The organism is Saccharibacillus brassicae (genome assembly GCF_006542275.1).
Lineage (GTDB): Bacteria > Bacillota > Bacilli > Paenibacillales > Paenibacillaceae > Saccharibacillus > Saccharibacillus brassicae.
Genome location: NZ_CP041217.1, coordinates 5460300 through 5482122, shown reverse-complemented (window position 1 = coordinate 5482122; position 21823 = coordinate 5460300). Strand labels below are relative to the sequence as shown.

Genomic DNA, 21823 nt, shown 5'->3' with positions numbered 1-21823 from the left:
GCTGACACTATTTTGAACGGAGGAATGAAGCGATGAAGTTCCCAATGAAAGGTAAGCAGATTGACCCACAGTACATTGAGCGCGTCGCGCAGCGAGTGAACGCCACTTGGCACGTCACGAAAAGCGAAGTGAATGCGGTGCTGATCGCAGCGATAGCGGAGCTGAATCCAAACCTAGCGAAAGACGACAAGGTAACGCATCGGACGCGGAAGGGACTCGGCGAAGGCAAAGTAGAGCGCCTTTCGAAGAGCGGCCGCCGCGCGCAAGTCTACTGGCCGGAAAGCAAAAATCCTTGGGACCGGAAACACGGCGGGATGTATGACGTCGCCAACCTGATCAAAGTAGAGCCGGCCGAGCCATGAAAGAGTCGGATCTGTACCAGCCGCTCAAGCTCTACCTGGAGCGGTTGGGATATACGGTGTACCCGGAGATCGAAATCTCCGCGGGCCGGCCGCGGGCGGACATCGTGGCCGTAAAAGACGAAAGGCTGCTGATCGTCGAGATGAAGACCAGCTTCGGCCTAGCCGTGATGGAGCAGGCCGATCACTGGGCCAGCGGCGAATACGCGCACCAAACGTATATCGCGGTGCCGTGGCGGGACCGCTGGCAGGTGCCGATGATCGCGCAGCGGGCGCTCCGCCCGGCGGGCATCGGTGTACTGCAGGTGGACGTACGGCAAAATCCAAACGATATAGGTGATCTGGAAGAAAGATTTGGCTGGCTCGATGGACTGCGCGCGGAGAGAATGCGCGAAGACACAGCGAAAGCCCATCAGTTTTACGAGGAGCGCCGCGTTCGCGTTTGTCTGGAAGCGGCCGCGAAGTCGGAAGCGCCGCAGGCCCGCCGCATCCTGGACGTGCTGACGCCGTACCATCTGGCCGGGCCGGACGCCGGCGGCAAGGCGGGCGGCCACATATCGGCGTATCGCGTGACGATGATCCGGATCCGCGAGTATCTGGAGCAGCGGGCGGACTGGACGACGGCGAGAGAAATCGAGGCGAACGTCGAGACTCATTTCCAGGCTGCAGACAATTCGGCCAGTATCAAACAGGCGCTGCTCGCTTGGGAAACCGGCTGGTGCGAATCCTGCAAGATCAAAAACAAACTGTATTTCAAAATCAGATGGGGGAGCGATGAACATGTTCACAAAAAAGCAGCTGGACAAGATCGGGAAGAAGCATGACGGCGCAGTGGAAGTCGGCGTTTGGCAGTACGCAGACGATACCGTGACTGGCGAAATCGAAGTCTACTTCTTCGGCTATCAAGCCCACGGGAAGCCGGGGCGGATCAGTGATGGGGTGATCGCGATGAATCGGCTCACGGACGAGCGGCAAGACCGGCCCAAAGGCTACTGGCTGGCCCATCAGTTCGAAACGTCGCCAGGCTGGAACGTATGCTTCATGGTTTCGGATCGCTGGCTCAAATCCCATAAGGGACTCGCTTTCTATCAGGCGGCATGGGAGCAGGAATTCAAAAAGGCTCAGTGATCGACAGAAAATATTTTAAGAGGAGCGGATAAAGGATGGAAAACGTGAAAGTGAATTTGCACCAGAAGAAGCCAAAATATTTTGAAGCAATCGACGGAAAGTATTTCGCGGACGGGAAAGAAGTTTCGGCCGAAGAAGCAATCACTATTTTGGTAGAAGCCGCAGAGGAACTTGGGTATTGGTGCCAGGTTGCCAAAGACATCCTGCCGGAAGAATGGTTCGAAGAAGTTCAATTAGTTTACGCAGATCGTCCAGAACTCGCCGCGCAAGAAGTCCTGCAGGAGTCGCGCCCGGAGTTAAAAACAGGCGATACGGTGACACATGACTCGAATCCTCGCTGGGGGAAAGGCGAAGTCAAAACGGTATCGAAAAGCGGGAAGACGGCTGACGTTCTTTTCGAACACGCCGGATGGACAAGCCCGCGAGTAAAGAATCTGACCAAAATCGAATGATCGGCCGCGCCGTCATGGTATCGCCGGCCGTCGCGCTGATCGTCGTTCTTGTAGCGGGGATCGGGCGGCTGGCATGGGAGGGGCTGACGGTTCTGATCAGCTTCATATTTTAAATCAAAGGAGCGAACAAACGATGAAGAAATTTTTGAGGGTTACGATGCCCGACAATTCGAGATGGGACGTGCCGGCGGAACTGATTGCTAAAAACCGCGCTGCTGATTACGCAGGCCAAGATACGCGCTCTTCCTCAGGGCCGGAATACGAAAAAGAGTTCCAAGCGGAATTCGAATATGCGATGACAGATGCTATTGAGCTGGTGGACTGGGCGACGGACAACATGAACTGGGAAGACGTTGAAGCGCATGCTCAGCGTGTCGCTCAGCAAGACCATCCAATCGATTATCAAGAAGGATGGGTCAACGGCGAGAAAGAAATCGTCGAATACGATCGCCCAGACCTGGCGACGAATACCGCGGGCATGCAAAACAAATTCATCGTCGTGAAACGAACGGACGTTTCTGAGTTTCTGCCTCAGGTGCTGCAAGATCAGCAGGAAGACATTCTGCGTGCGATCGAAGTGAACCAGATTGTGCAGCAGGTTACGCCAGCAAGTACCAAAACGTACCTGGTCGTCAACACCGACGAACCGTACGCCGACGAAGTCATCGCGATCCTCAAGCGGCACGGTCACTGGGGATAAACCAACACGCCCGGCTAAGGCCGGGCATATAGCATATAAGGAGAGATAAAAAATGAAAACAGAAAAACGATACGCGGAAGTCGGAGAACGAATCTTGATTGTGAATACGACGCCGGATGAATCTTTCGACGATTACGAAGAAGGCGATATCCTTACCGTAACTGGACACCGGGACAAACAGGAAGGAAAGGTGCTTGTGAATGTGCCGGGGTCCGCTTCGGTATGGCCGCACGAATACCGGGTCATTGTAGGGGAGGAAACAGAGGTATGAGCGTCCACGACCTGAAAATCCTGCCGGAGTATTTCGCTCCGGTGGCGAACGGCGATAAGTTGTTTGAAGTTCGCAAGAACGACCGCGGATTTAAGGTAGGCGACAGGCTGATCCTGCGTGAGTGGCAGGCGCAACCGAAGACATACACGGGCGGCGAGATCGAAGCGGTAGTGACGTACGTCCTTGATAACGAGCAATATCTGCAACCCGGCTACGTCGTGCTGGGAATCGAAGTCTGGGAGACGGTGTGGGAATGAGCCAAGAGAGAACAGAGCAGCGGTTCACGGATCAGCAAATGCGTGATGCCTTGCAACGGTTGATCGAAGGTAAACACTCGCTGCATATCCCGCCACAGCCTGATGACGAAGATTTTGTGATCACCGCCGCTATCGACGAAGCTTTGAAATCTAGGTCGTATATTGCCGGGCTTAAAGCGACAGCGCAAGAGCTTTTCGAGGGAAGAACGAACGATTGGGCGGAAATCGAACGCCTGAACGCCGTAATCGCCGACAAGGAAGCGCAGATCGAGAGTACAGAGGGGCGGTCTACGGATGTTCTGGACGATAACTCTATCGCGTGGAAAGAGGTCGAGCGGCTGAATGCTGTGATCGGCGAACTGAATGAGAAAATGCAGGCGCGAGATTATATTATCGAATCAGCTCATAGAGCAATAAAGTCGGCAACGGATCAAGGTGACAAAATGATTGCGATCCGCGACGAAACAATCCGCGATCTGACGGCGAAGGTGCAGGAGCGGGACAAGTACATCGAATCCCTGACTGCACGGCAAATCGCATTTGGCGCCGATCTGGACACGCGGGATAAGGAGATCGAGCGGCTGCGGGCGGCGTTGGAGTCAGTGCAGTCGAACGTAAGAGCCGTATTCCATTCATCTTCGGTCGGGTCTATCCCGGAAAAGTACGCTTCCGTCGCGCTTCACACGATCTGGGCAGCCCTGAAAGGAGCGGAATAGAGATGCCGAGAGTCTATATCGATCCTAAATATGTTGACCTGGCGAAGAAGAACGGGATCGGCGAAGGCACGTTCCGCAGCCGGGTGAACGGCCGCGGCTGGTCGCCGGAGAAGGCCGCGACTACGCCGATTCAAAAGGCCGGTAACGTTTACGGTAAATGGAACAAAGGGAATGAGGAAAAGACGGATGACGAGATCGACTATGCCCGCCGCAAGGAAGTGCCGATCGACGTCCAGCGGAGTAGCCAGCGCGGCGTGAAGATCGAATTCTGGAGCCAAGAAAAGATTGCGGCGCACCTGGCAGCGATAGGGCCGGACAAGAACTTCGAATCTGCCCAAACGAAAAGCTCGCAGATCGACATTTTCGCTCCGCAGGAAAAACGATACGCCAGCGGGCACTACGATAGAAAAGGCAGCAGTCTATAAAATATATGTAAAAATAATTACCTGATAAATTCATAATAGAAATAAATGAAGTCCTAACCTCGGAAAAACGGGATTTCTATACAGCAAAAACCCCGCATGCTTTGGCCGGCTCCGCGGGGATTGGGTAAAGATTCGTCTCACGTACTCATTTTATCATAAGGAGACGTGAGACGTTCATGAATATAGTAGAGCAAATTGAGATTTTTCCGGCGGTTACAGATGACGAGAAGCGAGCCGTACGTGCGTTGCTGGAGCGATACCCTCGGATGAAGACGATGTGCCTGGCGATGGAGCGACGGACCGAGCGGACGGATCGGGAAGAGGAAGTCCGGCGCGTTTACCAGCGGATGATCGACGACATCCATACGGCCATCATGTTGATCGTTGACGACGAGGTGCGGCTTGTGTTGGAGGAACGATTCTTTCGCTCCCGGACGTACAAAACGACGATCTTTCGATTCGCGAGCATGAGCGCACGTACAATTGACCGTCGAATCAATGAAGGAGTTGAAACGGTCGCAGAATGCCTCAAATTATGGGGACATAATATTCTTTCAAAAAAGGATTAGAAATAATTTTATTGAAAAGATGAGTGTGGATTATTTGAATGCTAGTTATAACGCTATCAAGGAATTTCTTTTTCGATTTCTTCTACAATCGTCAAGTGTCTATGTAATTCATTCTTCTTAATTTTGGAGGAAAACAAATAGATAAGAGCCACTGTAAAAGCAAGAAATGCAATGTTTAATGTCACGTTAAAAAAGTCAAGTCCAGCAGTGAAGTTTGAAAATATGTCTTGAATAGATTGGGTCGAATCATTAAGTTCGTTTTTATTACTATTAAGAAAATTTAAATTTGCTACACTTACAGTTGCTACAAAACCCATTGAGGCAAGTGCAATTGCAAAGACCGTTTTTGTTAAAATATCTAAAATTTTAGATCCTAAATCACCATCAATATTATGTGATTTCAAACTCAACTTAATCATTTTAAATAATTCGGGTTTATCACGCTTAATTTCTTTGTAAGCTTTATATCTAGAATGAGTTTCCTTATAGTGCTTAAATAAGGGGGGGGTTGTTTGAGAAGAGTAAACTGCAGTATCAGTAAGTGGCTTTTTGATGCTTCTTAAAAACACTATGCAACTTGCTACTTCCAACACAATTAAAAGGATAGCAGCCACTAGGGGTAATGCTAAAATATAATTTTCCATTATACATCCTTCTTTCTTTATTTTAATTTTTCATCGGCTTTTAATGCTTGCTTGTTTATACTGGTTTTTGAGAAATCGAGAAAAGAATGGATTAAATGCGGAATTACAGTAAGGGACATAGGGAGCAGCGCTCCCGGGTGTCCCTGCTATCCCTTATCCTGGCAGGACTCGTCCATACCGAGTGGAGCTTTGTTTCTGGCTCCTATGCACGGGTGTGAGCGCCTCAAAAGCGCCCGCAGAGTTCGCGGTGGTGTGGAAGCGGGGAGCAGGGGTAAGATCACCTGAAAGCCGCTCCTCCCGACCGGCTAAAAATATAAGTACGGGAACGGGTGAACTTCAAGCGAGGGTACGGTAAGGCGCAGTATGGGGCTGCCCCAGCGGAGAGTCCGCAACCGATCCGCCCGATCGAGATAGAAATACGGGCAAGTCATCACCAGCTTCGGGCTGCTGACGGCAAACAAGCGGAGTACTGAACAAGAAATTTTATCCCAAAGGTACGCTGCTATCTTTTGTGAGGAGTTTTGTACAGGCTATGATTCGGCTATCACGCTAATGATGCTGGTTCGATTCCAGCGTTCATCATTTTCTTTAAAATAAAGGTCTTCTCTTCTTTTTGTAGAAATAATCTATTTATAACTGCGAAAAGAGGTGTTTGCTTTGTCAGATAAACTTGATATGGAAGAATTATTAACAGCGATAAAACCTATGTATACCGAAGTGACCAAAAAAGCATACCATGAATTCTCTCAAGAATTCTTTGAAAAGACTAAGAGCGAAGAATTATTGATTGTTGTTCTAAGATCACATATTTTTATAGAACACGAAATTGAAATCCTGTTAAGGAATTTTTGTATAGATGTTAAGAAGACTAAGCTTCAGTTTTATAGCCAAAAGCTAGATTTGATAAATAGTACAGGCGTTTTAAAAAAGGAATTGTATGATAGCTTGAGTTTTGTTAATGAGATTAGAAATAAATTTGCACATAGGCTAGATTATAAATTTGATGATGAAATATATAATACTCTCTACTCTAAGTTACCTGAAGATACAAGGGAATCGCTAAAGAAGGAATTTGCTCCTAAAAAATTGCGCTTAGACAATTCTGGTTATCTACTTGCTATGAGACATGTGCTCTCTTCGCTTTGGGCTGAATTAAAAGCCATGTCTCTTGATTTGTGGGGACGGAAAACATTTGCTTTAGATATAGACGAGAAGATATATGAAGATGCTAGGTTTTATCTGCAAAAACATATTGAAGAAAGTAATCAAATTCTAGAATCCTCAAAGTCTCAAAAAGATTAAAAATAAAAATTATTTAAAGACGCCACTTTTAAGGCGTCTTTTTTTCGGAGGTGGTGACATGTAGTGCCAAGAGAAAGATATCCAAATCATCGAAAATCAGAGACAATGCAAATAATATTGGAGCACCAGACCATTTGGACAGATTAGGGAAGAGAAAGGGAAGTACGCACACCCACGGGTAGTCGAAGACATCGACACGGCCGTACACCTTATTATCGATGAAGAGGTTCGGCGTGTTTGGTGGAACGACATTTCCGATCTCGGAGATACAAAACGACTATCTTTCGTTTTGCCAGCATGAGTGCATGTACAGTAGATCGCCGTATCGACGAAGGAGTAGAGACAATCGCGGAGTGTCTGAAGCTTTGGGGACACGAAATTTTAAAGACCGATACGTAGTCGGTCTATTTTTATGCTTGCTGATTTGATAATATTGGAATAAAAAGAGGTGATTAGTTTGTTGCTTATGGATGTTACAGATGCTGACCGTTTAAGAGCGTTAATGACTTTGATTCAAACAGGAGGCACAATTTTAGCTGCAATTATAGCAGCAAGCATAGCTGTTCATGTAGTCGGCAAACAACAAGAAGCTCAAAGGAAAAACGAAAGAGAAAAGGAACGGATTCAAGAAATAAAACACGTTTTAAAGTGCTGTGACCAAATATATCTATCGCTGACTCGTACACAAGAGTATTTTTCGCGTTTGCATGAATCTATCACGTTCAGAATTAATTTTGAGAATCAATTATCAGTAGAAAATATTCATGAGACAAAGAGGCAAGTGCATTTTCTGAAAGAAAACATTATTCAAACGTATAAGTGGTTTGAGCAAATAGAAGAAGAACACTTACCGCCAGGAGATTTTTTTAGATATTATTTAACGATAAAAGTTCAATTGGAAAGCATGATCAATATTTTAGAAATAAATTTAAATGGAATAATAGAAGAACGAGAAAAAGCGGTTTTGGTAATTCAGGTTATAGATAGTCACCAAAAAGCTTTCCGTTTTTCCTTTCTTGCTCTGGTTGATGAAGCACAATTGTTATACGAGGAAGCAGTAGAGTTAAAAAGTATTTACACAAAAACTAAGCCTATTTCCCTTTCCATCGATCGTAATGATCCGTTTGGCATGAACAGTAATTTCGAAGGTAGATCAATATAGCCCGATAAGGAGGAGCAGTTTGTGAAGGGAAGACTTAAAAGCTTTTTTATAAAACGAGTGGATATTGATGTGGAAGAGAATGTGGGATTAAAAGCAACTGAAGAGATAAAGCTTTTAAATGTTTTCTGTACAGTGTTCATTGTTTGGATAGCATTTGGCGTTGCGATGTTCTCTTATGACGATAGAGGCACGTTCGGGGATATGTTTGGATCAATTAATACCCTGTTTTCGGGTTTTGCTTTCGGAGGCATCATATACACTATTTATCAGCAAAGAGCAGAGTTTAGGTTGCAGCGAGAAGAACTTCGGCTTCAGAGAGAGGAAGTGGCCAGAGCGAATGAAGCTCTACAAGAACAAGTCAAAGTAACAAACGTACAGAGATTCGAGAGTACATTTTTCAATATGATTGACCTGCATAATAATTTAGTGAAAGAGTTGGTAGTTTCCGAAGAAGACCTTAAGCTCTGGGTGATTACTAAAGACCACGATAAAATATACACAGGTAAAGAAGCTTTCAGTTATTTATATAATCAATTCAAAGACCAAGAAGTTAGAATGAGAAAACTTACAGAGGAAGAGCGGGTTGATGCTGCTCAATTCTATGCGATTCGCTCAGAGGCAATGGGTGAAACGTATCTTTCATTTTTTAAAGATGCAGAGAAAAAGATCCAGCCATATTATAAAAATTTACTCAATATGATCTCTATAATTCATGAGAATAATTGGATTGAAGATGAGGAGAAAAAATACTATCTACGAATTCTGGAATCCCAACTATCACCAGACGAATTACTAATGTTGTTTTATAAAAACATGACAAAAAAAGGAGGAGAAATGAGGAGTCTCACAAAGAGATATTCGCTGTTGAAAGATATACGGGGCGAAGATCTGATTTACGAGGAAGATCTAATAATTTACAATAACGCTGAGTGAAAAGTTGACGGTAAGTTGACGGTAACATAGCGGCAATATGACGGTGGTTCACGCATACAGTAAAAGGCACAGGGATAAAGTTTCCCTCGTGCCTTTTTTTGTGTTTTTGGGCAAACGAAAGCCCCGCTGCCGGCCAAAGCTCACGGGGCACACAAGCAAGCATTTTCCTAACCATTTTACCATAAAAAGGACCGGTGAGGGATTATGTTAACGCAAGAAACCTATGAGGAAGTAAGCTTTAACGTCAATGATTTGGGTGGAGCGACGGCGCTGACGTACCGTAAGACCCGCCTCGCCGCCCAACGATCGTACAACAACACGAAAGAGTCCGCGGACTCACTGAAAGATAAACTGATTCAAACGAAAGATGCGAAGTCAGCACTCAAGCTGCAAACGCAGATCGATGCCCTGGAATCGGAAAAGAAAGTGCTGGGCGAAATCATTTCGGATTGCGAATTCGTCGAGGAGTGGATAGTTACAGGGCGACGTCCGGGCGGGAAGCGCGGAATCGAACGTCGAGCCGCCTACGAGCGAGAGAAGCTGATGGACCCTACGCATATGCAGTCGTTCGTGCATCCGGAAGGCTGCGGCAGCCCTTCAACGATCGGCGACACGGAGCGTGAGCGAATCGAAGCGGCGATGAAAACTCTCAGCAAGCGGGAACGTGAATGCTATACGCTGGCTCATGGAGAATGCTATAGCTTGTCTGAGATTGGAAAGTTGCTTTTTATCTCGAAAGCAAGTGTTCAGGTCCACGTTCGAAATGCACAACGCAAAATTTCTAAATATGTTCAGTCGCAGGAAGGATTGGTATAATAAGACGGCAACATACAAATATATTTGATGGATTGGAGGAATGAGCGATGACTCACGAAATCGGAGGAAACACGCCAGGCATTCAAGGCGTAGGCGGAAGCGCACCTGGTATTCACGGAGCTGGTGGTGGTGCGCCAAGCACTCATGGATCAGGCGGATGGTAAGAAATATTCACGGAATCGGTGGCGGATCGCCTACTGGTCATGGAGTAGGTGGAGGGGCCGAAAGAGATAATGATACAGATCCGCGTAACAATGGATCGGGTTCCGGAGCATTCTAAGTGATAAGGCCTAGCAAAGACGCTGGGCTTTATTTTTTTGTCTATTTAAAAAAAGTCCCTCATACGATTGCCCTCTATAAGTGAGAGCCATAAAACGAAATTATCTTATGGAATTTCGAAAGGCAGCGGACTGGACTGATCTCCGGTGATCGTGAAAGCCGCTGCCGTCCATTAAGCTTAAACTACAAGCAACTGAATGTAAGTCTAAAAAAGGGTAAAACTTCCTCCTGTCGAATCTTAATTTGATGAGAGAGGAGGTGCAAAATGCCCAAAAACAATAATCTTGAAAAACAACTCAAAGCATTCGGAAAGAAAGTTGCCGCCACAAGTGGTCCGGTATCAATGGGAGTGCTCTTCAATGACGATTTCATTTCACGAAAGACAGATTTCGAAAACTCAGAAAGCTTTTTTCAAGCTGTACCTGTAAACCTCGATTCAGAAGAAGAGTATGCTAAATTTGATGAATCTGAATTGGATACTTTTATAGCTGAGCACAGCAAGTTCAATAGCTGGAAAGAATTTATGCAATCGGCTGCAACAGAGCAGGTTATAAAAAGACTTAAATAACTGATTTAAATTCTCGAATTATCGCATCAAGAAGAGCTGCCTATAGGTAGCTCTTTTTTTCTTGCAAATATTAGTTCAAATCGAAGGAATGATAACTATGAGTGAACAACACAGAAAGAGCGTTGAAGGAGAATTCGTCGAAATCGGCAGCGGCAACAAAGAGGAAATGAAAGGCCGACCGACTATCGGGCAAAAGCCATCGGTCGCCCGCATCGTGCATTACCAGAGCTACGGCACGCCGGGTGGCGAATTCAAAAGCGAACCGCGCGCAGCGATCGTTACGGCTGTAGAAGACGAAGAACAAGAGATCGTCAGTCTGTGCGTATTGAATCCGACCGGCCTGTTCTTCAATCAGCACGTTACCCGCGGCGATCAAGGCGGGCAATGGAACTGGCCGCCGCGCGTATAACAGTAGCCCGACAGTAAACAAACCAATCCGAACCGGGGGTGGTGACATGTAGCAATGGCGAGAGAGCGGGATCCGAGGCGGGCGATCGCCGAGCGGCTATGGCTGGAGAGTAAAGGCAAACTCGATTTGGTAGAGGTTGCGCAGCAGTTGGAGCTATCGGCGGGAACAGTCCGTGGGTGGAAAAAGAAAGATGGCTGGGAAGACAAGCTGGCCGGTGGGGACTCCGGTTCAGCGAAGGGCGAAAAGAAGAAGCAAAAGGCAAAAACGAAGACAACGGAACAGACAAAGATCGCATCGGAACGTTCCGTAAAACGATCGGAACGTTCCGATCGAATACGGAACGTTCCGATCCCAGAAAATTCACACCCGTGGGAGCAGGAAGAAGAGACGGATTCAGGGCCGGCTGGGCCTGATGGATTGACCGATAAGATGCGATTCTTCGCGAAAGAATACGTGCGGACGATGAACGCCACGAAGGCGGCTATGAATGCTGGATATTCGAAACGATCCGCATATTCGATCGGTTCGGAGAACCTGAGAAAACCTGAAATTCAAACAGAGATCAAACGACTACAAGGCGAGCTTTCTGACGAGATTGGTTTGGACACCCGGCGAATCCTCGCTGAGTACCAGAAAATCGCGTTCGCGGACATCGGAGATTACGTGGAATTTGGACAGAAAGAGGTGCCGGTCTACTTGGATTTCGGGCCGCTTCTGGATGAAGACGGCGATCCGGTCACACGTACCGTCAGCTACGTCGCTTTTAAAGAGGCCGACGAAGTAGACAGCAGCTTGATTCAAGAAGTCAAGATGGGGCGCGACGGAGCGAGTATCAAACTTTATAGCCGATTCGACGCACTCAAGCAGCTCGAAAAGCATTTGGGGCTGGAAGCAGAAGCGAAGCGGCTGGATATCGACAAGAAGAAGTTGGAAATCAAACAGCTTGAAGGGAATGGCGGCGATGAGGATCTGCTGATCGATGAGTGGGTGAATGGGGTGGTAGACGATGATGGAGGCAACACCGCGGCCGCAGACGAATAAGCAAGCGCTCGACAAGCGGCGTGCCGCCTTCAAGAAGCGCATCCCGGTTTATCGCAGGCAACCGGTTCTCTTTTGCCAAGAGATTCTCGGCTTCGAGCCGGATGAATGGCAGGCGGGGGCACTGAATGATCTGGCGGAGCATCCGCGCGTCTCGATCCGATCCGGCCAAGGCGTCGGTAAGACTGGCCTTGAGGCCGCCGCGACGTTATGGTTTCTCTCGTGCTTCCCATTTCCGAAGGTCGTCTGCACGGCACCGACGCGGCAGCAACTGCACGACGTTTTGTGGGCGGAAATCAGCAAGTGGCAGAGCAAGAGCCCGATCCTCAAAAAAATCCTCAAGTGGACGAAAACCAAAATCTACATGCGGAATTATGAGGAGCGCTGGTTCGCCACCGCCCGGACCGCCACGAAGCCGGAGAACATGCAGGGATTTCACGAAGACAACATGCTATTCATCGTGGACGAAGCGTCCGGCGTCGCTGATCCGATCATGGAGGCGATCCAAGGCACGCTCTCCGGCGCGAACAATAAGCTGCTGATGTGCGGCAACCCGACGCGTACGTCCGGCGTGTTCTTCGATTCCCATAACAAAGACCGGGCCGATTACCGGACGCGAAAGGTTTCCTGTCTGGACAGCCCGCGGACCAGCAAAGAAAATATTGCGATGCTCAAGCGGAAATACGGTGAGGGCAGCGACGTTTATCGGGTTCGCGTCGAGGGCGAGTTCCCGCGCGGTGAGTCGGATTCGTTCATCGCGCTCGAAGCGGCGGAGTTCGCTTCGGAGCACGGGCGAGCCGAGGTGACCGGCACCACACTGACCGTCGGGTGCGACGTCGCCCGCTTCGGTGACGACGAAACGTCCATTTACGCGGCAATCGGGCATAAGCTTGTAGGCCAGCGTCACCATCACAAGCAGGACACGATGGTAACGGCCGGCTGGGTGATCAGCACCGTTCGCGGCGTTTTGGACGAAGGATACGAGATCGATCGCATAATCATCCGCGTAGATGACACGGGCGTCGGGGGCGGCGTGACGGATCGCCTGAACGAAATCATCATCGAAGAGGGACTGGACTGGGAAGTCGTGCCGATCAACAACAACGGTAAGACGCTGGACGAACACTATGCCAATTTGGGCACGGAGATGTGGGGCGCAGTCAAAACGCTGCTTGAACAGAATATGACCGATTTCATCGACGGAGAGATCCCGCCTTTTGCACTTCCCGAGGACGAAAAGCTGATTGCGCAGCTCACGACGCGTAAATGGAGCATGACATCCAAAGGCAAGATCAACCTGGAAAGCAAAAAGGATATGAAAAAGCGCGGCGTGCCGTCTCCAGACCGCGCGGACGCGTTCGTTTTGACGTTCGGTGACTATCTGGTCGAAGCGGAAGAACGCGTCATGCTGCCGTCGATCGGCGGGGTGGCTATGAAACGTCGCTCCTGATCGAATCAGCGGCACGGAAGGGGGTGAGAACTTGAAATGGTATGAACGCGCCGCTTACGCGCTAGCGAATGCGGTGCTGCCGGCTTCCGTAAAGCGGCAAATGATGGGTGCCGGGCGCATGACGTCCGCGCGAAACGCGTCACATTCCTGGGGGATGTTCGATTGGTTGCCGCGGAAATATCAGCGCGCCCATGAAATCGACATGACCAAGCTGCAAAACTATACGGCCGACGAACTGCTGGAACTGCTGATCTCCACGCATCCAGACGTTTCGTTTGCGCTTTACAACTATCTGCGCATGGGCGACACGCCACTGACACTGACGGCGAAGAAGGCCGACGGAGATGCAGATAAGCGCGGCCAAAAGCTGCTGGACGAATTGAAAGCGATGCTCAACACGCCGCTGCCGTCGCCCGGCTACCAGCACGGCCGCTCGCTTGACAAACTGGACACCATCCAGCGGATGATGATCATGGTCCGCGGGGCATGCGCTGGCGAAGTCGTGCTGAACGACCGGTGTACGGACGTCGTCGACATCGTGCCGGTCGACCCTTCGACGATCTGGTTCCGCCGGGAAGCGGGTACCGGGCGGCTGGTTCCATGGCAATACGTCCGAAATCCGCTCCCGCTTGTGGGAGAAGAGTGGTTCGGGAACTACAAAAAGATCGATACGCCGACGTTCATTTACGAAGAATTCGATCCGATGGTCGATGATCCGTATGGCCGGACCCCGATGCTGCCGGTACTTCAGGTTGTTTTCTTCCACATGCAGGTTTTGCAGGATCTGAAAGCGGTCGTACACAACCAGGGCTATCCGCGCTTGGACATCTCCATGTTGGAAGAAGTCCTGATCAAGAACATGCCGAACAATATCAAAAACGATCCGCAAAAGCAGTCGCAGTTCCTGAAAGAACGCCTCGAAGAGTTTGAGCAGCATTTCAGTTCGCTCAACCCCGACGATTCTCTCATCCATTGGGACAGCGTGAAGATCGGATACCTGCAAGGCGGTAACAGCGGGCCGATGATCGATGTGAAAAAGCTGATCGATATCATCGATACGCAGATGGCGACCGGCTTGAAGACGCTGCTGACCATGCTTTCTCGGCATCAGGGATCGACAGAGTCGTACAGTTCGATCGACACGAAAATCTATATCAAAAACGTGGAGTCCGCGCGGAGCGTAACCAAACGCTTCTGGCAGCGGGCTTTTTCGTTGTGCGCGCGGGTGCGCGGCGCGCAGATCAGGGTCGAAGTCGATTACCTGCCGATTGACCTGCGTTCGGAAAATGAAGTGGAAAAGGACCGGAAAGCGAAATTGGACAATTTCACGGCACTGGAGCGGGAGAAGTATATCACGCCGCTCGAAGCGGCTGAGGAAATCCGTTGGACGTTCGGGCTCAACCCAAAGGTACCAGCCGAGCTGCTGCCGGAGCTTACCGCAAAAAGCGCCGCTCCGCCTGCTACGGTAAATCAAACCGAGGAAGGAGGTGAATAGGACAAATGGCAAATCCAACACCAGAACAATTGACCAAGATCAATCAGCTGGCACTGGTCCCGCTGACCGAAGATAAAGCCCACGTGTTTCAGGCAAAAATCATCGGAACCAAGCGGATTGAGAAATATAAAATGAAGATCACGCCGAACTTTCTGCGCAAAATGCTGGATCAGGTACGAGAAGGTGTCGCGCTGCTGATCGACCATCCGTGGATGAAGTGGGAAGCCCTATCATTCCCATATGGGCGGACGTTTGACGGCCGCATCGTCGAAGAAAACGGCGAGATGGAGCTGTACGGCGACCATTATATGGCGAAAGGGCAGGAGATTGCCGGGATCTCGACGGATCAAATCGCGCTCGGCATCGACTCTGGAACCATCTTCGATACGTCGGCCGGATTCGTCAGCACAAAGCATACTTGCAGCATCTGCGGCGGAAATTACTACGGCGGTTCCGAATGCCAACACGTTCGCGGCCAAAGCTATGACGGCAAGGAATGCTTGGTGCTGGCGGACGATGGCTATCTGATGGAAAACTCGCTGGTATTCGACGGCGGGTACGAAGGTGCTGGCGTCGCTCGAGCTGCACTCTCCCTCCAAGGGGAGGAACAAGCAGAGACGCAGAACATCGACCAATACGATCCGCTCCCACTGGATGCGAAGTCGCTGGATGGCGACGAACGCGTCTTTTATTTTTTCAGCAATAAAGGCGGACTATCTGCTTTCATTCCAAAGCATCAAACCCCGCAAACCAAAGAAGAGCCGGCGAATACGCTGGACAAAGGAGATGACTCTACCGTGACATCTGAAGAACAACAGAAACAAGCGGCGGCGCTTGCAGCCGCGAAGAATCAACTGGGCCGCATCCGCGATCAACTCGGTCTGGCGGAAGACGCAGACGTTATGGCACATCTGAAAAGCCTGACAGCGAAAGCAGCCGATGGCGAAACTTATAAAGAAAAACTGATCGACCAAGCTTGCGGTGCCGGTGTTCGCGCGTTGGGCGAAGCATTTGATGTCGACACGATGAAACTTTCTTTCTCGGCACTTTCGGTTGAACAGATTGAAAAAATCGGTTCGAGCTATGAGAAGCAAGCGCAGGCAGCGCTTGGAGGCGGCGGACGCCAAACGCAAGGTGAAAACTTGGAGGTTCCAGCGGGACTGGCGGGCGCTGGAGCACCTGGTAACCCGCAAGCAGACGCACAACAAACGCCGGAAGAACAAGCAGCAGCCGCAAAGGCACTCGCTAAACAAGAAGCCCGTGGTGCTCTCCAAAGAACCGGCCGCGGCAATCTGATGAAGGAGGACAAATAACATGAGCGATAAGCCATATTACGGCGTTCCGGGCCCGGGCGTAGAGCGTGTCCAGTCGTTTACGGAAGTCCTGGCTTCCACGGACCTGCAAGCGAAAATCCCTGGCGGCGTACTGCTGAAAAAGGGACAGGGCGTTCTGAAAAAAGGTCAGGTGCTCGGCAGAGTTACTGCTGAAGGCGAAGATAAAGGAAAATTCCTCGCTTATAAGCCTTCCGCTACCGACGGCACGCAAAAGGCCGTCTGCATCCTCGATAACGATAAGGATACAGACTATGCCGACATCGGCGCATCCGCTTGGATCGCCGGCATCTTTGAAGAATCGAAACTGACGGGCATTGACGAGGCGGCCAAGACGGCGCTGAAGCTTTGCTACTTCATGTAAGGGGGATAATGAAAACATGGCAAACGTACTCGATCCGCAATTCCTGACCGAAGTGGTTCAAAATATTCGGACAGATATCACCAGCTTCCGGGGGGCGCAGCTGCTCACCAACGGCGTCGATCTGAAGCCGGAACTCGGCATGTCTATCAAATACGACGTAACGTATGACGATACTGGCATGACGCCTCCGACGAACCTGAACGACCCTTCGCCAATCCACAACCCGCCGGTTGTGAAGCAAATGGATTTTACGAACCAAGAGTGGAGAGAGAAAGAAGTCATCGATCGCGAAAAAATGGCGATTCTGCGCAAGCCCGGAACGGACTTGCAACGTATGTGGGCCGAAGATTACATGGTCGAACGTATGGTCGGCTTGAATCAACGTCTGGAAACCCGCTTCGAATGGATGCGTTGGCAGAGCCTTACCGGCAGTCTGGTGATCCCTAAGACGCTGAATATGCCCGCGCGAACGATCGATTACGGGGTTCCTGCCGCCAATAAACCGACGGCTGCAGTTCTCTGGAGCAACACGGCTACGGCAGACGTACTGGCCGACATCGACAAATGGGTGTTGCTGTTCCGCGGGAGCGGTGCAAGAGCAAAGCGCATTATTGTCAACAAAAAGGTCGATATCCTGATCAAGCAGAACGCGAAGATTCGCGAGCTGATCAAGATGTCACTGGGCAAAGAAGTCGTGACTGCAGAATCGCTGGCGGCGATCGTAGACCAAGAGCTGAACGGTCTGGAATACGAAGTCTACGACGGCGGATACATCGACGACACCGGTAACTTCTTCCCGTTCATCCCGGATAACGCAGTAATCATTCTGGGCGAAGGCATGACGGGTTCGATCATTGATCTGGTAACCAGCCCCAACAACTACGAAGACATCTTCCATGGTCACGTAGGTAAGTTCGCGCTGCCGAAACTGATTCTCGGAGATCCGGACCAATGGCAGGTCATCAGCGGAGCTACCGTGCTGCCGCGTCTCAAATACGTCAACCGACATATCATCGCCACTGTGGCGTAAGGAGGGTTTCGCCATGAAAACAGTCAAAGTGCTGGTGGATGGTGTCGGCGACTACAATGCGGGCGACGTAGTTCGTAACGCTCCAGATGGACTTGTCGAGATTGCCATCAGCAAGACAAGGAATGCTGCGAGCGGTCAACTGCTTGCAGAGATGGTCGGCGGGGGTTCGGAAGATGTCGCGGATACAGAGAGGCTGCAATTCGAACTCGACAAAACGCGCAAAGCGCTCGCCGAGTCGCAACAGCGTGAAGAAGCGCTTCGCGCGCAAGTTGATGAACTCAGCAAGCCGCCCGCCGGGCAGACCGGTGAAGATTTGGATGTCCTGAAAGCCAAAGCCAAAGAGCTCAAGATCAAGGGCTACGTCGCGATGAGCGCCGACGAACTGCATGCTGCGATTGAGGCTGCTGGCGGTGATGGGGATGCCAAATAAGATCCTCACGACCGACACGTATCACGAAGAAATCAGGAGTCGATTGGGTGTAAGCGAAGGCGAAGTGCCGGACACTCAGATCGACTCCTTTTCTGTGCTTCCGATTGCGGAGGCGCGGCTGATCCGGACCGTTCCAAATTATGCGGAGCTGATCGGCGATGATCAAATCTATCTGTACGGCGCTGCGATCTGTGCGGTGGCCGCCATGCTCGCTCCATCGCTGTCCGGCCGACTCAAGCAGTCGATGAAGGACTTCGACTTTTCGTATACCAAGCAAACGGTAGATTGGGCCGCGATGGGTGCGGCTTTGCAGGCGGAAGCTGACGGCCTCATCGGACTGATTTCAACCCAAACAAGCGGAGGACTGACGGCGCCGACGATGCACATCGCCGGGCCGACCCGTGCAAAAGAAAGGTGGCAGCGTTGATGTTCAGCGATTTTGCATATCGTCAAGAGCCATGCGAAATCCGCGGCCAGCCCGAAAGGGTTGTGTTGACGCGGAATAAAGACTCAGTGAATCCCGCTGATCACGAGCATGCCTACAAAGGGTTATTCACTCCGAAGTCCATCGTTGAGCCGGGCGATCTTGTCCGGTTAGATCGGCTGGCACCGCTGATCGTCCTTTCTCTTCGCCTCAACACGAGCCGAGACAAGACAACGATCATGGTCGAGAGCAACGGCACGGCGGCCGTGCAACGTCTGAAAAAGCAATACGACAGCAACGACAACCCGATCGGCGAAGATTTCGTCACGATCGTGGAGACGCCGGGCTTCATCCGGCTCGTAAGCGGCGACATGCGGCAGCGTGATCCCGGACTGCTGGCGACAACAACACACGTTCTTCAGGTTCCGATCAACACGGAGGTTCCGCGGCCGAAAGACGGCGGTCGTCCGGCGCGGATCGTGTTTGAGGGGCAATCATTCGAGGTCGCTGTCGTGGATAGCTACAAGTATCCGGGCGCACTGTACGTGCAGCTCACGGAGGATCACCGATGATTACCGGCATGCTGAACGGATACGACTACCAGGGCGCCGAGGCCGCGCTGACCCGCCGCTTGGCTGCCGAAGTCGTCGAACTGACGAAGCTGGTCCTCAACAGTGCGCGGGGAAACATCCGGTATTACCCGGACGTCGCTGCGCAACTGCAGGAGCAGCTTTTCGTGCTGGCCGGTCAAAGCGTCAATGGCGTCGTGTCGACGACGTTTTGGCAGGCTTGGCTTGAGCAGTTCGGCAAAGGCTCCCTGATGGCCGGCCCGGACCTGAACCCCGGTTTGGTTCGGTACATGTCGTCCAGCGAGTGGAACGGCCTGCGGGATCGGAGCAGCCGGGCGATAGTCGGGCGGATCAAAGGCACCTATCGCGGGATCGATGGTGTCGAGCGGAAGTCCGGCGGCGGCCGCGCAGGCGTAAATCTGGAGGAGCTGGCGGCGCAGGGAGAGATCGACCCTGCGTTTGGGCCGACCCCGCCGACCTTCTTCCTGCGGATCGCCTTGCAAAGCAATAGAGGCCGCATTCTGGCGTCCCTGCAGCGCGTTGTGGAGGCTTTCCCCTATCACGAGTATTTCCGGGAGGGGAAGCCATGACGACGCTGATTGACGCCGTACAGAACGCGCTCAAGGCCGATACCGAGTTCATGCAGCTGCTCGGCCTCACTCCCGCGGCGACGGGCGAGCAAATGACTGCTCGATTTACCAAAGGCATGGAGCCCGACATCGTCATATCCGCGGCGACGATGCCACATGTCTGCCAATACACGCAGGCGGGCCGCTTCGGTCCGAACCCGCTCGTGTACGAGGGGAAATTCACGCTCGATTTTTACGCCAAGAGCGCCGCCGCAGCGCGGGCGTTTGGTGAGAGGGCGTTCCAGGTACTGCACGACAAGCGAATCTCTTCCCCGGGGTTCGCTTCTTTTTTGTGCGTTCTGGCTTACGACACGGACGCCGCGACCGGGATCAAGGACGTCAAGATATTCCGTGCGTTTTACGACGTGGACTATCTTCGGATGAACTGAGGAAGCGAGGTGAACGGCATGACAGAAAAAAAAGAAGAGCAGCCGGCAGAAGAAATTGAGCTGGAGAAGCTGATCAAAGAAAAGATCCGCCTGGCGAAGAAGTTGGGCCTGTTGGATGGCGAAACGCCGGTTGAAGGCTATCGGGAAACGAAGGAATACGCACGCTTGAACGAAATCGACGCGCAGCTCTGGGAGCTCGTTTAAGCGTCAACCATACGAGGAGGAAATACAAACATGACAAGCATGAGACCACTGGTCATTGACGGCGTGGGTACGATCGTCGCACGCGAGCTGGATGGAAAGTTAAAGTACGTCGAAGACAAGGTCACGAAAGTCGGTCTGCAGTTGCAATTCGACTGGCAGGGCGTAATGGGTGGGGACAGCGGATACGCTTTTCACTACACGGCCGGAGACCTGCAGGACAAGGTCACTGTCGAAGTGCCGCGGTATTCCCCGGCGATCGCAGACATGTCGCAGGGCGGAACAACCACGCGTAGTGAAAATGTGCTGTTTGAGGGCAATGAATACGGACTGCTGGGGGCAAACGGCTACACCGTAAAAGACTCGGCCAAGTACGAAGGTGAATTCGTAGCCGATAGTGACGAAGTGTACCTGAAAGATCCGGTTACGGATGAACTCAAAGCGCTGAAACGCGTAGCTACGGCGCCTACAGACGAGCAGTACACCATTACAGCCGATGGTAAGATCAATTCTTCGGAAGCCAACAAAGGCAAAGAAATCTTCGTGACGTTCAACTGGACCAAAGCCGGCGTCGAAACAGCCTTCGATGGGACGCGCCGCCCGACCCCGTTCAAACTGACACACCGCTTCGAACTGATCGACGACAAGACCGGCAAAAAAGTGCCTGTTCAGCTGACGATCTACAAAGCACTCGGTGGCGGCACGCTGGATATTTCGCAGGAGCGGAAGAAAGCGAACGTCACAACCATGGACGTCCAGGTCATGGAGCCGGATCGTACGTCGGACAACCCGGAAGGTCATGCAATGACAATCAAATTCGGCATCTAATCGAGCTGCTGCATCAATCCTGATCCCCGCCTATGCCGGCGGGGATTTCTATTTCAAATCCCATATAGATCAAAGGAGCATCCACATGAATGAATTGAAAGATCAAGTACAAGAACAAGCCGATGACCAATCGCTTGACCAATCGCTGAATATCGGTAGTGAAGTCGTACTGGCTGCTGAATCCGAAGAATTCCCTACCGGCATCCAGAAAAGAATCAAGATCGGCACAATCGGTCTGCTGCGCCAAGTACGGAGTAAGGCCGCGGGAGCGCAAGGCATGCGTTTTTCGTTTGCAGTTGGCCGCCCGAAGATGGAAGTGCAAATGATTCAGGGCGAAGAGTACCCACCCGTCGACTTCCCAGCGATCGAAGCGGCTTACCGTGACATGTTCAATCTGATTCTCGTCGACGGATTGTCGGATGCGGAGTACGAAGCTATCGACATGAACGGGCTCGAGGAGCTGGATAAGGTCCTCGATCGATTTCTATAAGGAATCGTTCCCACCAGATCCGGAAGAGCCGGATGACGATGAGGACGAGAACGAGGAAGGAGCTGGCGAATACAAGCCGCCCGGTACGGACTGGATGGGGCTTTGGGCCTTGTGCATAGCTAATGGCATCTCGGACAGCGAGTGGCCGAATGTGACGATCCCCAA

At 51.1% G+C, this 21823-nt stretch carries 31 protein-coding genes; 30 read left to right on the top strand and 1 reads right to left on the bottom strand.

What is annotated here, in order from left to right:
• Positions 1-32 precede the first annotated feature (32 nt).
• The 10 genes from FFV09_RS23005 to FFV09_RS22960 all read left to right on the top strand — a co-directional run bounded on the left by FFV09_RS23005 (position 33) and on the right by FFV09_RS22960 (position 4877).
• A complete protein-coding gene (locus FFV09_RS23005) occupies positions 33-362 on the top strand; it encodes a hypothetical protein (RefSeq protein WP_141450019.1) in 330 nt (109 codons plus the stop codon).
• Positions 359-1183 carry a hypothetical protein gene (locus tag FFV09_RS23000; RefSeq protein WP_141450017.1) on the top strand — a complete coding sequence of 275 codons (825 nt, stop codon included), beginning with the start codon at positions 359-361 and terminating at the stop codon, positions 1181-1183. Before FFV09_RS23005 ends, FFV09_RS23000 begins: the two co-directional genes overlap by 4 nt.
• Entirely contained in the window at positions 1140-1487 is a 348-nt protein-coding gene (locus FFV09_RS22995; protein WP_141450016.1) for a hypothetical protein, read from the top strand. The genes FFV09_RS23000 and FFV09_RS22995 overlap by 44 nt, the downstream gene beginning before the upstream one ends.
• A gap of 35 nt (positions 1488-1522) precedes the next feature.
• Entirely contained in the window at positions 1523-1939 is a 417-nt protein-coding gene (locus FFV09_RS22990; protein ID WP_141450013.1) for a DUF3553 domain-containing protein, read from the top strand.
• Positions 1940-2072: 133 nt separating this feature from the next.
• Positions 2073-2639, top strand: a complete 567-nt coding sequence (locus FFV09_RS24020; RefSeq protein ID WP_212635455.1) for a hypothetical protein — start codon at positions 2073-2075, stop codon at positions 2637-2639.
• Between the two features lie 52 nt (positions 2640-2691).
• A complete protein-coding gene (locus tag FFV09_RS22980) occupies positions 2692-2910 on the top strand; it encodes a hypothetical protein (protein ID WP_141450012.1) in 219 nt (72 codons plus the stop codon).
• Positions 2907-3167, top strand: coding sequence for an ASCH/PUA domain-containing protein (locus FFV09_RS22975; protein ID WP_141450011.1), 261 nt, complete (start codon positions 2907-2909; stop codon positions 3165-3167). The genes FFV09_RS22980 and FFV09_RS22975 overlap by 4 nt, the downstream gene beginning before the upstream one ends.
• Positions 3164-3883: a hypothetical protein gene (locus FFV09_RS22970; RefSeq protein ID WP_141450010.1), complete on the top strand. Its 720-nt coding sequence runs from the start codon at positions 3164-3166 to the stop codon at positions 3881-3883. The genes FFV09_RS22975 and FFV09_RS22970 overlap by 4 nt, the downstream gene beginning before the upstream one ends.
• A 2-nt stretch (positions 3884-3885) precedes the next feature.
• Positions 3886-4308: a hypothetical protein gene (locus FFV09_RS22965; protein ID WP_141450009.1), complete on the top strand. Its 423-nt coding sequence runs from the start codon at positions 3886-3888 to the stop codon at positions 4306-4308.
• A 176-nt stretch (positions 4309-4484) separates the two neighbouring features.
• The gene (locus FFV09_RS22960; RefSeq protein WP_141450008.1) at positions 4485-4877 is read left to right on the top strand and encodes a hypothetical protein; all 393 of its coding nucleotides are present in this window, start codon (positions 4485-4487) and stop codon (positions 4875-4877) included.
• Positions 4878-4933: 56 nt separating this feature from the next.
• Here the strand turns inward: FFV09_RS22960 and FFV09_RS22955 are convergent, their stop codons facing one another.
• Positions 4934-5521 carry a hypothetical protein gene (locus tag FFV09_RS22955; protein ID WP_141450007.1) on the bottom strand — a complete coding sequence of 196 codons (588 nt, stop codon included), beginning with the start codon at positions 5519-5521 and terminating at the stop codon, positions 4934-4936.
• Between the two features lie 657 nt (positions 5522-6178).
• Between FFV09_RS22955 and FFV09_RS22950 the strand changes: the two genes are divergently transcribed.
• The 20 genes from FFV09_RS22950 to FFV09_RS22855 all read left to right on the top strand — a co-directional run bounded on the left by FFV09_RS22950 (position 6179) and on the right by FFV09_RS22855 (position 21658).
• Positions 6179-6823, top strand: a complete 645-nt coding sequence (locus FFV09_RS22950) for a hypothetical protein (RefSeq protein WP_141450006.1) — start codon at positions 6179-6181, stop codon at positions 6821-6823.
• 457 nt (positions 6824-7280) lie between these two features.
• On the top strand, positions 7281-7985 hold the full coding sequence (locus tag FFV09_RS22945) for a hypothetical protein (RefSeq protein ID WP_141450005.1): 705 nt from the start codon (positions 7281-7283) through the stop codon (positions 7983-7985).
• 21 nt (positions 7986-8006) lie between these two features.
• Entirely contained in the window at positions 8007-8918 is a 912-nt protein-coding gene (locus FFV09_RS22940) for a putative phage abortive infection protein (protein ID WP_141450004.1), read from the top strand.
• Positions 8919-9122: 204 nt separating this feature from the next.
• A complete protein-coding gene (locus FFV09_RS22935; protein WP_141450003.1) occupies positions 9123-9734 on the top strand; it encodes a sigma factor-like helix-turn-helix DNA-binding protein in 612 nt (203 codons plus the stop codon).
• A 544-nt stretch (positions 9735-10278) separates the two neighbouring features.
• Positions 10279-10581: a hypothetical protein gene (locus tag FFV09_RS22930; RefSeq protein WP_141450002.1), complete on the top strand. Its 303-nt coding sequence runs from the start codon at positions 10279-10281 to the stop codon at positions 10579-10581.
• Positions 10582-10678: 97 nt separating this feature from the next.
• Positions 10679-10990 (top strand): hypothetical protein, encoded by a 312-nt coding sequence (locus FFV09_RS22925; protein ID WP_212635454.1) that lies wholly within the window; start codon positions 10679-10681, stop codon positions 10988-10990.
• A gap of 54 nt (positions 10991-11044) precedes the next feature.
• The gene (locus FFV09_RS22920; RefSeq protein ID WP_141450001.1) at positions 11045-12031 is read left to right on the top strand and encodes a terminase small subunit; all 987 of its coding nucleotides are present in this window, start codon (positions 11045-11047) and stop codon (positions 12029-12031) included.
• Positions 12000-13478 carry a DEAD/DEAH box helicase family protein gene (locus tag FFV09_RS22915; RefSeq protein ID WP_141450601.1) on the top strand — a complete coding sequence of 493 codons (1479 nt, stop codon included), beginning with the start codon at positions 12000-12002 and terminating at the stop codon, positions 13476-13478. The genes FFV09_RS22920 and FFV09_RS22915 overlap by 32 nt, the downstream gene beginning before the upstream one ends.
• Positions 13479-13509: 31 nt before the next feature.
• On the top strand, positions 13510-14973 hold the full coding sequence (locus tag FFV09_RS22910; protein WP_141450000.1) for a hypothetical protein: 1464 nt from the start codon (positions 13510-13512) through the stop codon (positions 14971-14973).
• A 5-nt stretch (positions 14974-14978) separates the two neighbouring features.
• A complete protein-coding gene (locus FFV09_RS22905) occupies positions 14979-16286 on the top strand; it encodes a hypothetical protein (protein ID WP_141449999.1) in 1308 nt (435 codons plus the stop codon).
• 1 nt (position 16287) lies between these two features.
• Entirely contained in the window at positions 16288-16668 is a 381-nt protein-coding gene (locus FFV09_RS22900) for a head decoration protein (protein WP_141449998.1), read from the top strand.
• A 16-nt stretch (positions 16669-16684) separates the two neighbouring features.
• Positions 16685-17698 (top strand): major capsid protein, encoded by a 1014-nt coding sequence (locus FFV09_RS22895; protein ID WP_141449997.1) that lies wholly within the window; start codon positions 16685-16687, stop codon positions 17696-17698.
• A 13-nt stretch (positions 17699-17711) separates the two neighbouring features.
• Positions 17712-18128 carry a hypothetical protein gene (locus FFV09_RS22890; RefSeq protein WP_141449996.1) on the top strand — a complete coding sequence of 139 codons (417 nt, stop codon included), beginning with the start codon at positions 17712-17714 and terminating at the stop codon, positions 18126-18128.
• The gene (locus FFV09_RS22885; RefSeq protein WP_141449995.1) at positions 18118-18555 is read left to right on the top strand and encodes a hypothetical protein; all 438 of its coding nucleotides are present in this window, start codon (positions 18118-18120) and stop codon (positions 18553-18555) included. Before FFV09_RS22890 ends, FFV09_RS22885 begins: the two co-directional genes overlap by 11 nt.
• Positions 18555-19124: a hypothetical protein gene (locus FFV09_RS22880; protein WP_141449994.1), complete on the top strand. Its 570-nt coding sequence runs from the start codon at positions 18555-18557 to the stop codon at positions 19122-19124. The genes FFV09_RS22885 and FFV09_RS22880 overlap by 1 nt, the downstream gene beginning before the upstream one ends.
• Positions 19121-19711, top strand: a complete 591-nt coding sequence (locus FFV09_RS22875; protein WP_246098422.1) for a hypothetical protein — start codon at positions 19121-19123, stop codon at positions 19709-19711. Before FFV09_RS22880 ends, FFV09_RS22875 begins: the two co-directional genes overlap by 4 nt.
• Positions 19708-20139, top strand: a complete 432-nt coding sequence (locus FFV09_RS22870) for a hypothetical protein (protein WP_141449993.1) — start codon at positions 19708-19710, stop codon at positions 20137-20139. The genes FFV09_RS22875 and FFV09_RS22870 overlap by 4 nt, the downstream gene beginning before the upstream one ends.
• 18 nt (positions 20140-20157) lie before the next feature.
• On the top strand, positions 20158-20343 hold the full coding sequence (locus tag FFV09_RS22865) for a hypothetical protein (protein ID WP_141449992.1): 186 nt from the start codon (positions 20158-20160) through the stop codon (positions 20341-20343).
• Positions 20344-20373: 30 nt separating this feature from the next.
• Positions 20374-21168 (top strand): hypothetical protein, encoded by a 795-nt coding sequence (locus FFV09_RS22860; RefSeq protein WP_246098421.1) that lies wholly within the window; start codon positions 20374-20376, stop codon positions 21166-21168.
• A gap of 85 nt (positions 21169-21253) precedes the next feature.
• Entirely contained in the window at positions 21254-21658 is a 405-nt protein-coding gene (locus tag FFV09_RS22855; RefSeq protein ID WP_141449991.1) for a hypothetical protein, read from the top strand.
• Positions 21659-21823: the final 165 nt, after the last annotated feature.

Excerpts from the sequence above, each read along its gene's own strand:
- FFV09_RS22965 (WP_141450009.1), top strand. The coding sequence starts at position 3,886 with ATGCCGAGAGTCTATATCGATCCTAAATATGTTGACCTGGCGAAGAAG.
- FFV09_RS22860 (WP_246098421.1), top strand. The coding sequence starts at position 20,374 with ATGACAAGCATGAGACCACTGGTCATTGACGGCGTGGGTACGATCGTC.
- FFV09_RS22900 (WP_141449998.1), top strand. The coding sequence starts at position 16,288 with ATGAGCGATAAGCCATATTACGGCGTTCCGGGCCCGGGCGTAGAGCGT.
- FFV09_RS22855 (WP_141449991.1), top strand. The coding sequence starts at position 21,254 with ATGAATGAATTGAAAGATCAAGTACAAGAACAAGCCGATGACCAATCG.
- FFV09_RS23000 (WP_141450017.1), top strand. The coding sequence starts at position 359 with ATGAAAGAGTCGGATCTGTACCAGCCGCTCAAGCTCTACCTGGAGCGG.
- FFV09_RS22890 (WP_141449996.1), top strand. The coding sequence starts at position 17,712 with ATGAAAACAGTCAAAGTGCTGGTGGATGGTGTCGGCGACTACAATGCG.
- FFV09_RS22895 (WP_141449997.1), top strand. The coding sequence starts at position 16,685 with ATGGCAAACGTACTCGATCCGCAATTCCTGACCGAAGTGGTTCAAAAT.
- FFV09_RS22915 (WP_141450601.1), top strand. The coding sequence starts at position 12,000 with ATGGAGGCAACACCGCGGCCGCAGACGAATAAGCAAGCGCTCGACAAG.
- FFV09_RS22970 (WP_141450010.1), top strand. The coding sequence starts at position 3,164 with ATGAGCCAAGAGAGAACAGAGCAGCGGTTCACGGATCAGCAAATGCGT.
- FFV09_RS22960 (WP_141450008.1), top strand. The coding sequence starts at position 4,485 with ATGAATATAGTAGAGCAAATTGAGATTTTTCCGGCGGTTACAGATGAC.
- FFV09_RS22955 (WP_141450007.1), bottom strand. The coding sequence starts at position 5,521 with ATGGAAAATTATATTTTAGCATTACCCCTAGTGGCTGCTATCCTTTTA.
- FFV09_RS24020 (WP_212635455.1), top strand. The coding sequence starts at position 2,073 with ATGAAGAAATTTTTGAGGGTTACGATGCCCGACAATTCGAGATGGGAC.
- FFV09_RS22905 (WP_141449999.1), top strand. The coding sequence starts at position 14,979 with ATGGCAAATCCAACACCAGAACAATTGACCAAGATCAATCAGCTGGCA.
- FFV09_RS22935 (WP_141450003.1), top strand. The coding sequence starts at position 9,123 with ATGTTAACGCAAGAAACCTATGAGGAAGTAAGCTTTAACGTCAATGAT.
- FFV09_RS22865 (WP_141449992.1), top strand. The coding sequence starts at position 20,158 with ATGACAGAAAAAAAAGAAGAGCAGCCGGCAGAAGAAATTGAGCTGGAG.
- FFV09_RS23005 (WP_141450019.1), top strand. The coding sequence starts at position 33 with ATGAAGTTCCCAATGAAAGGTAAGCAGATTGACCCACAGTACATTGAG.
- FFV09_RS22995 (WP_141450016.1), top strand. The coding sequence starts at position 1,140 with ATGTTCACAAAAAAGCAGCTGGACAAGATCGGGAAGAAGCATGACGGC.
- FFV09_RS22990 (WP_141450013.1), top strand. The coding sequence starts at position 1,523 with ATGGAAAACGTGAAAGTGAATTTGCACCAGAAGAAGCCAAAATATTTT.
- FFV09_RS22975 (WP_141450011.1), top strand. The coding sequence starts at position 2,907 with ATGAGCGTCCACGACCTGAAAATCCTGCCGGAGTATTTCGCTCCGGTG.
- FFV09_RS22885 (WP_141449995.1), top strand. The coding sequence starts at position 18,118 with ATGCCAAATAAGATCCTCACGACCGACACGTATCACGAAGAAATCAGG.
- FFV09_RS22925 (WP_212635454.1), top strand. The coding sequence starts at position 10,679 with ATGAGTGAACAACACAGAAAGAGCGTTGAAGGAGAATTCGTCGAAATC.
- FFV09_RS22930 (WP_141450002.1), top strand. The coding sequence starts at position 10,279 with ATGCCCAAAAACAATAATCTTGAAAAACAACTCAAAGCATTCGGAAAG.
- FFV09_RS22870 (WP_141449993.1), top strand. The coding sequence starts at position 19,708 with ATGACGACGCTGATTGACGCCGTACAGAACGCGCTCAAGGCCGATACC.
- FFV09_RS22920 (WP_141450001.1), top strand. The coding sequence starts at position 11,045 with ATGGCGAGAGAGCGGGATCCGAGGCGGGCGATCGCCGAGCGGCTATGG.
- FFV09_RS22875 (WP_246098422.1), top strand. The coding sequence starts at position 19,121 with ATGATTACCGGCATGCTGAACGGATACGACTACCAGGGCGCCGAGGCC.
- FFV09_RS22880 (WP_141449994.1), top strand. The coding sequence starts at position 18,555 with ATGTTCAGCGATTTTGCATATCGTCAAGAGCCATGCGAAATCCGCGGC.
- FFV09_RS22980 (WP_141450012.1), top strand. The coding sequence starts at position 2,692 with ATGAAAACAGAAAAACGATACGCGGAAGTCGGAGAACGAATCTTGATT.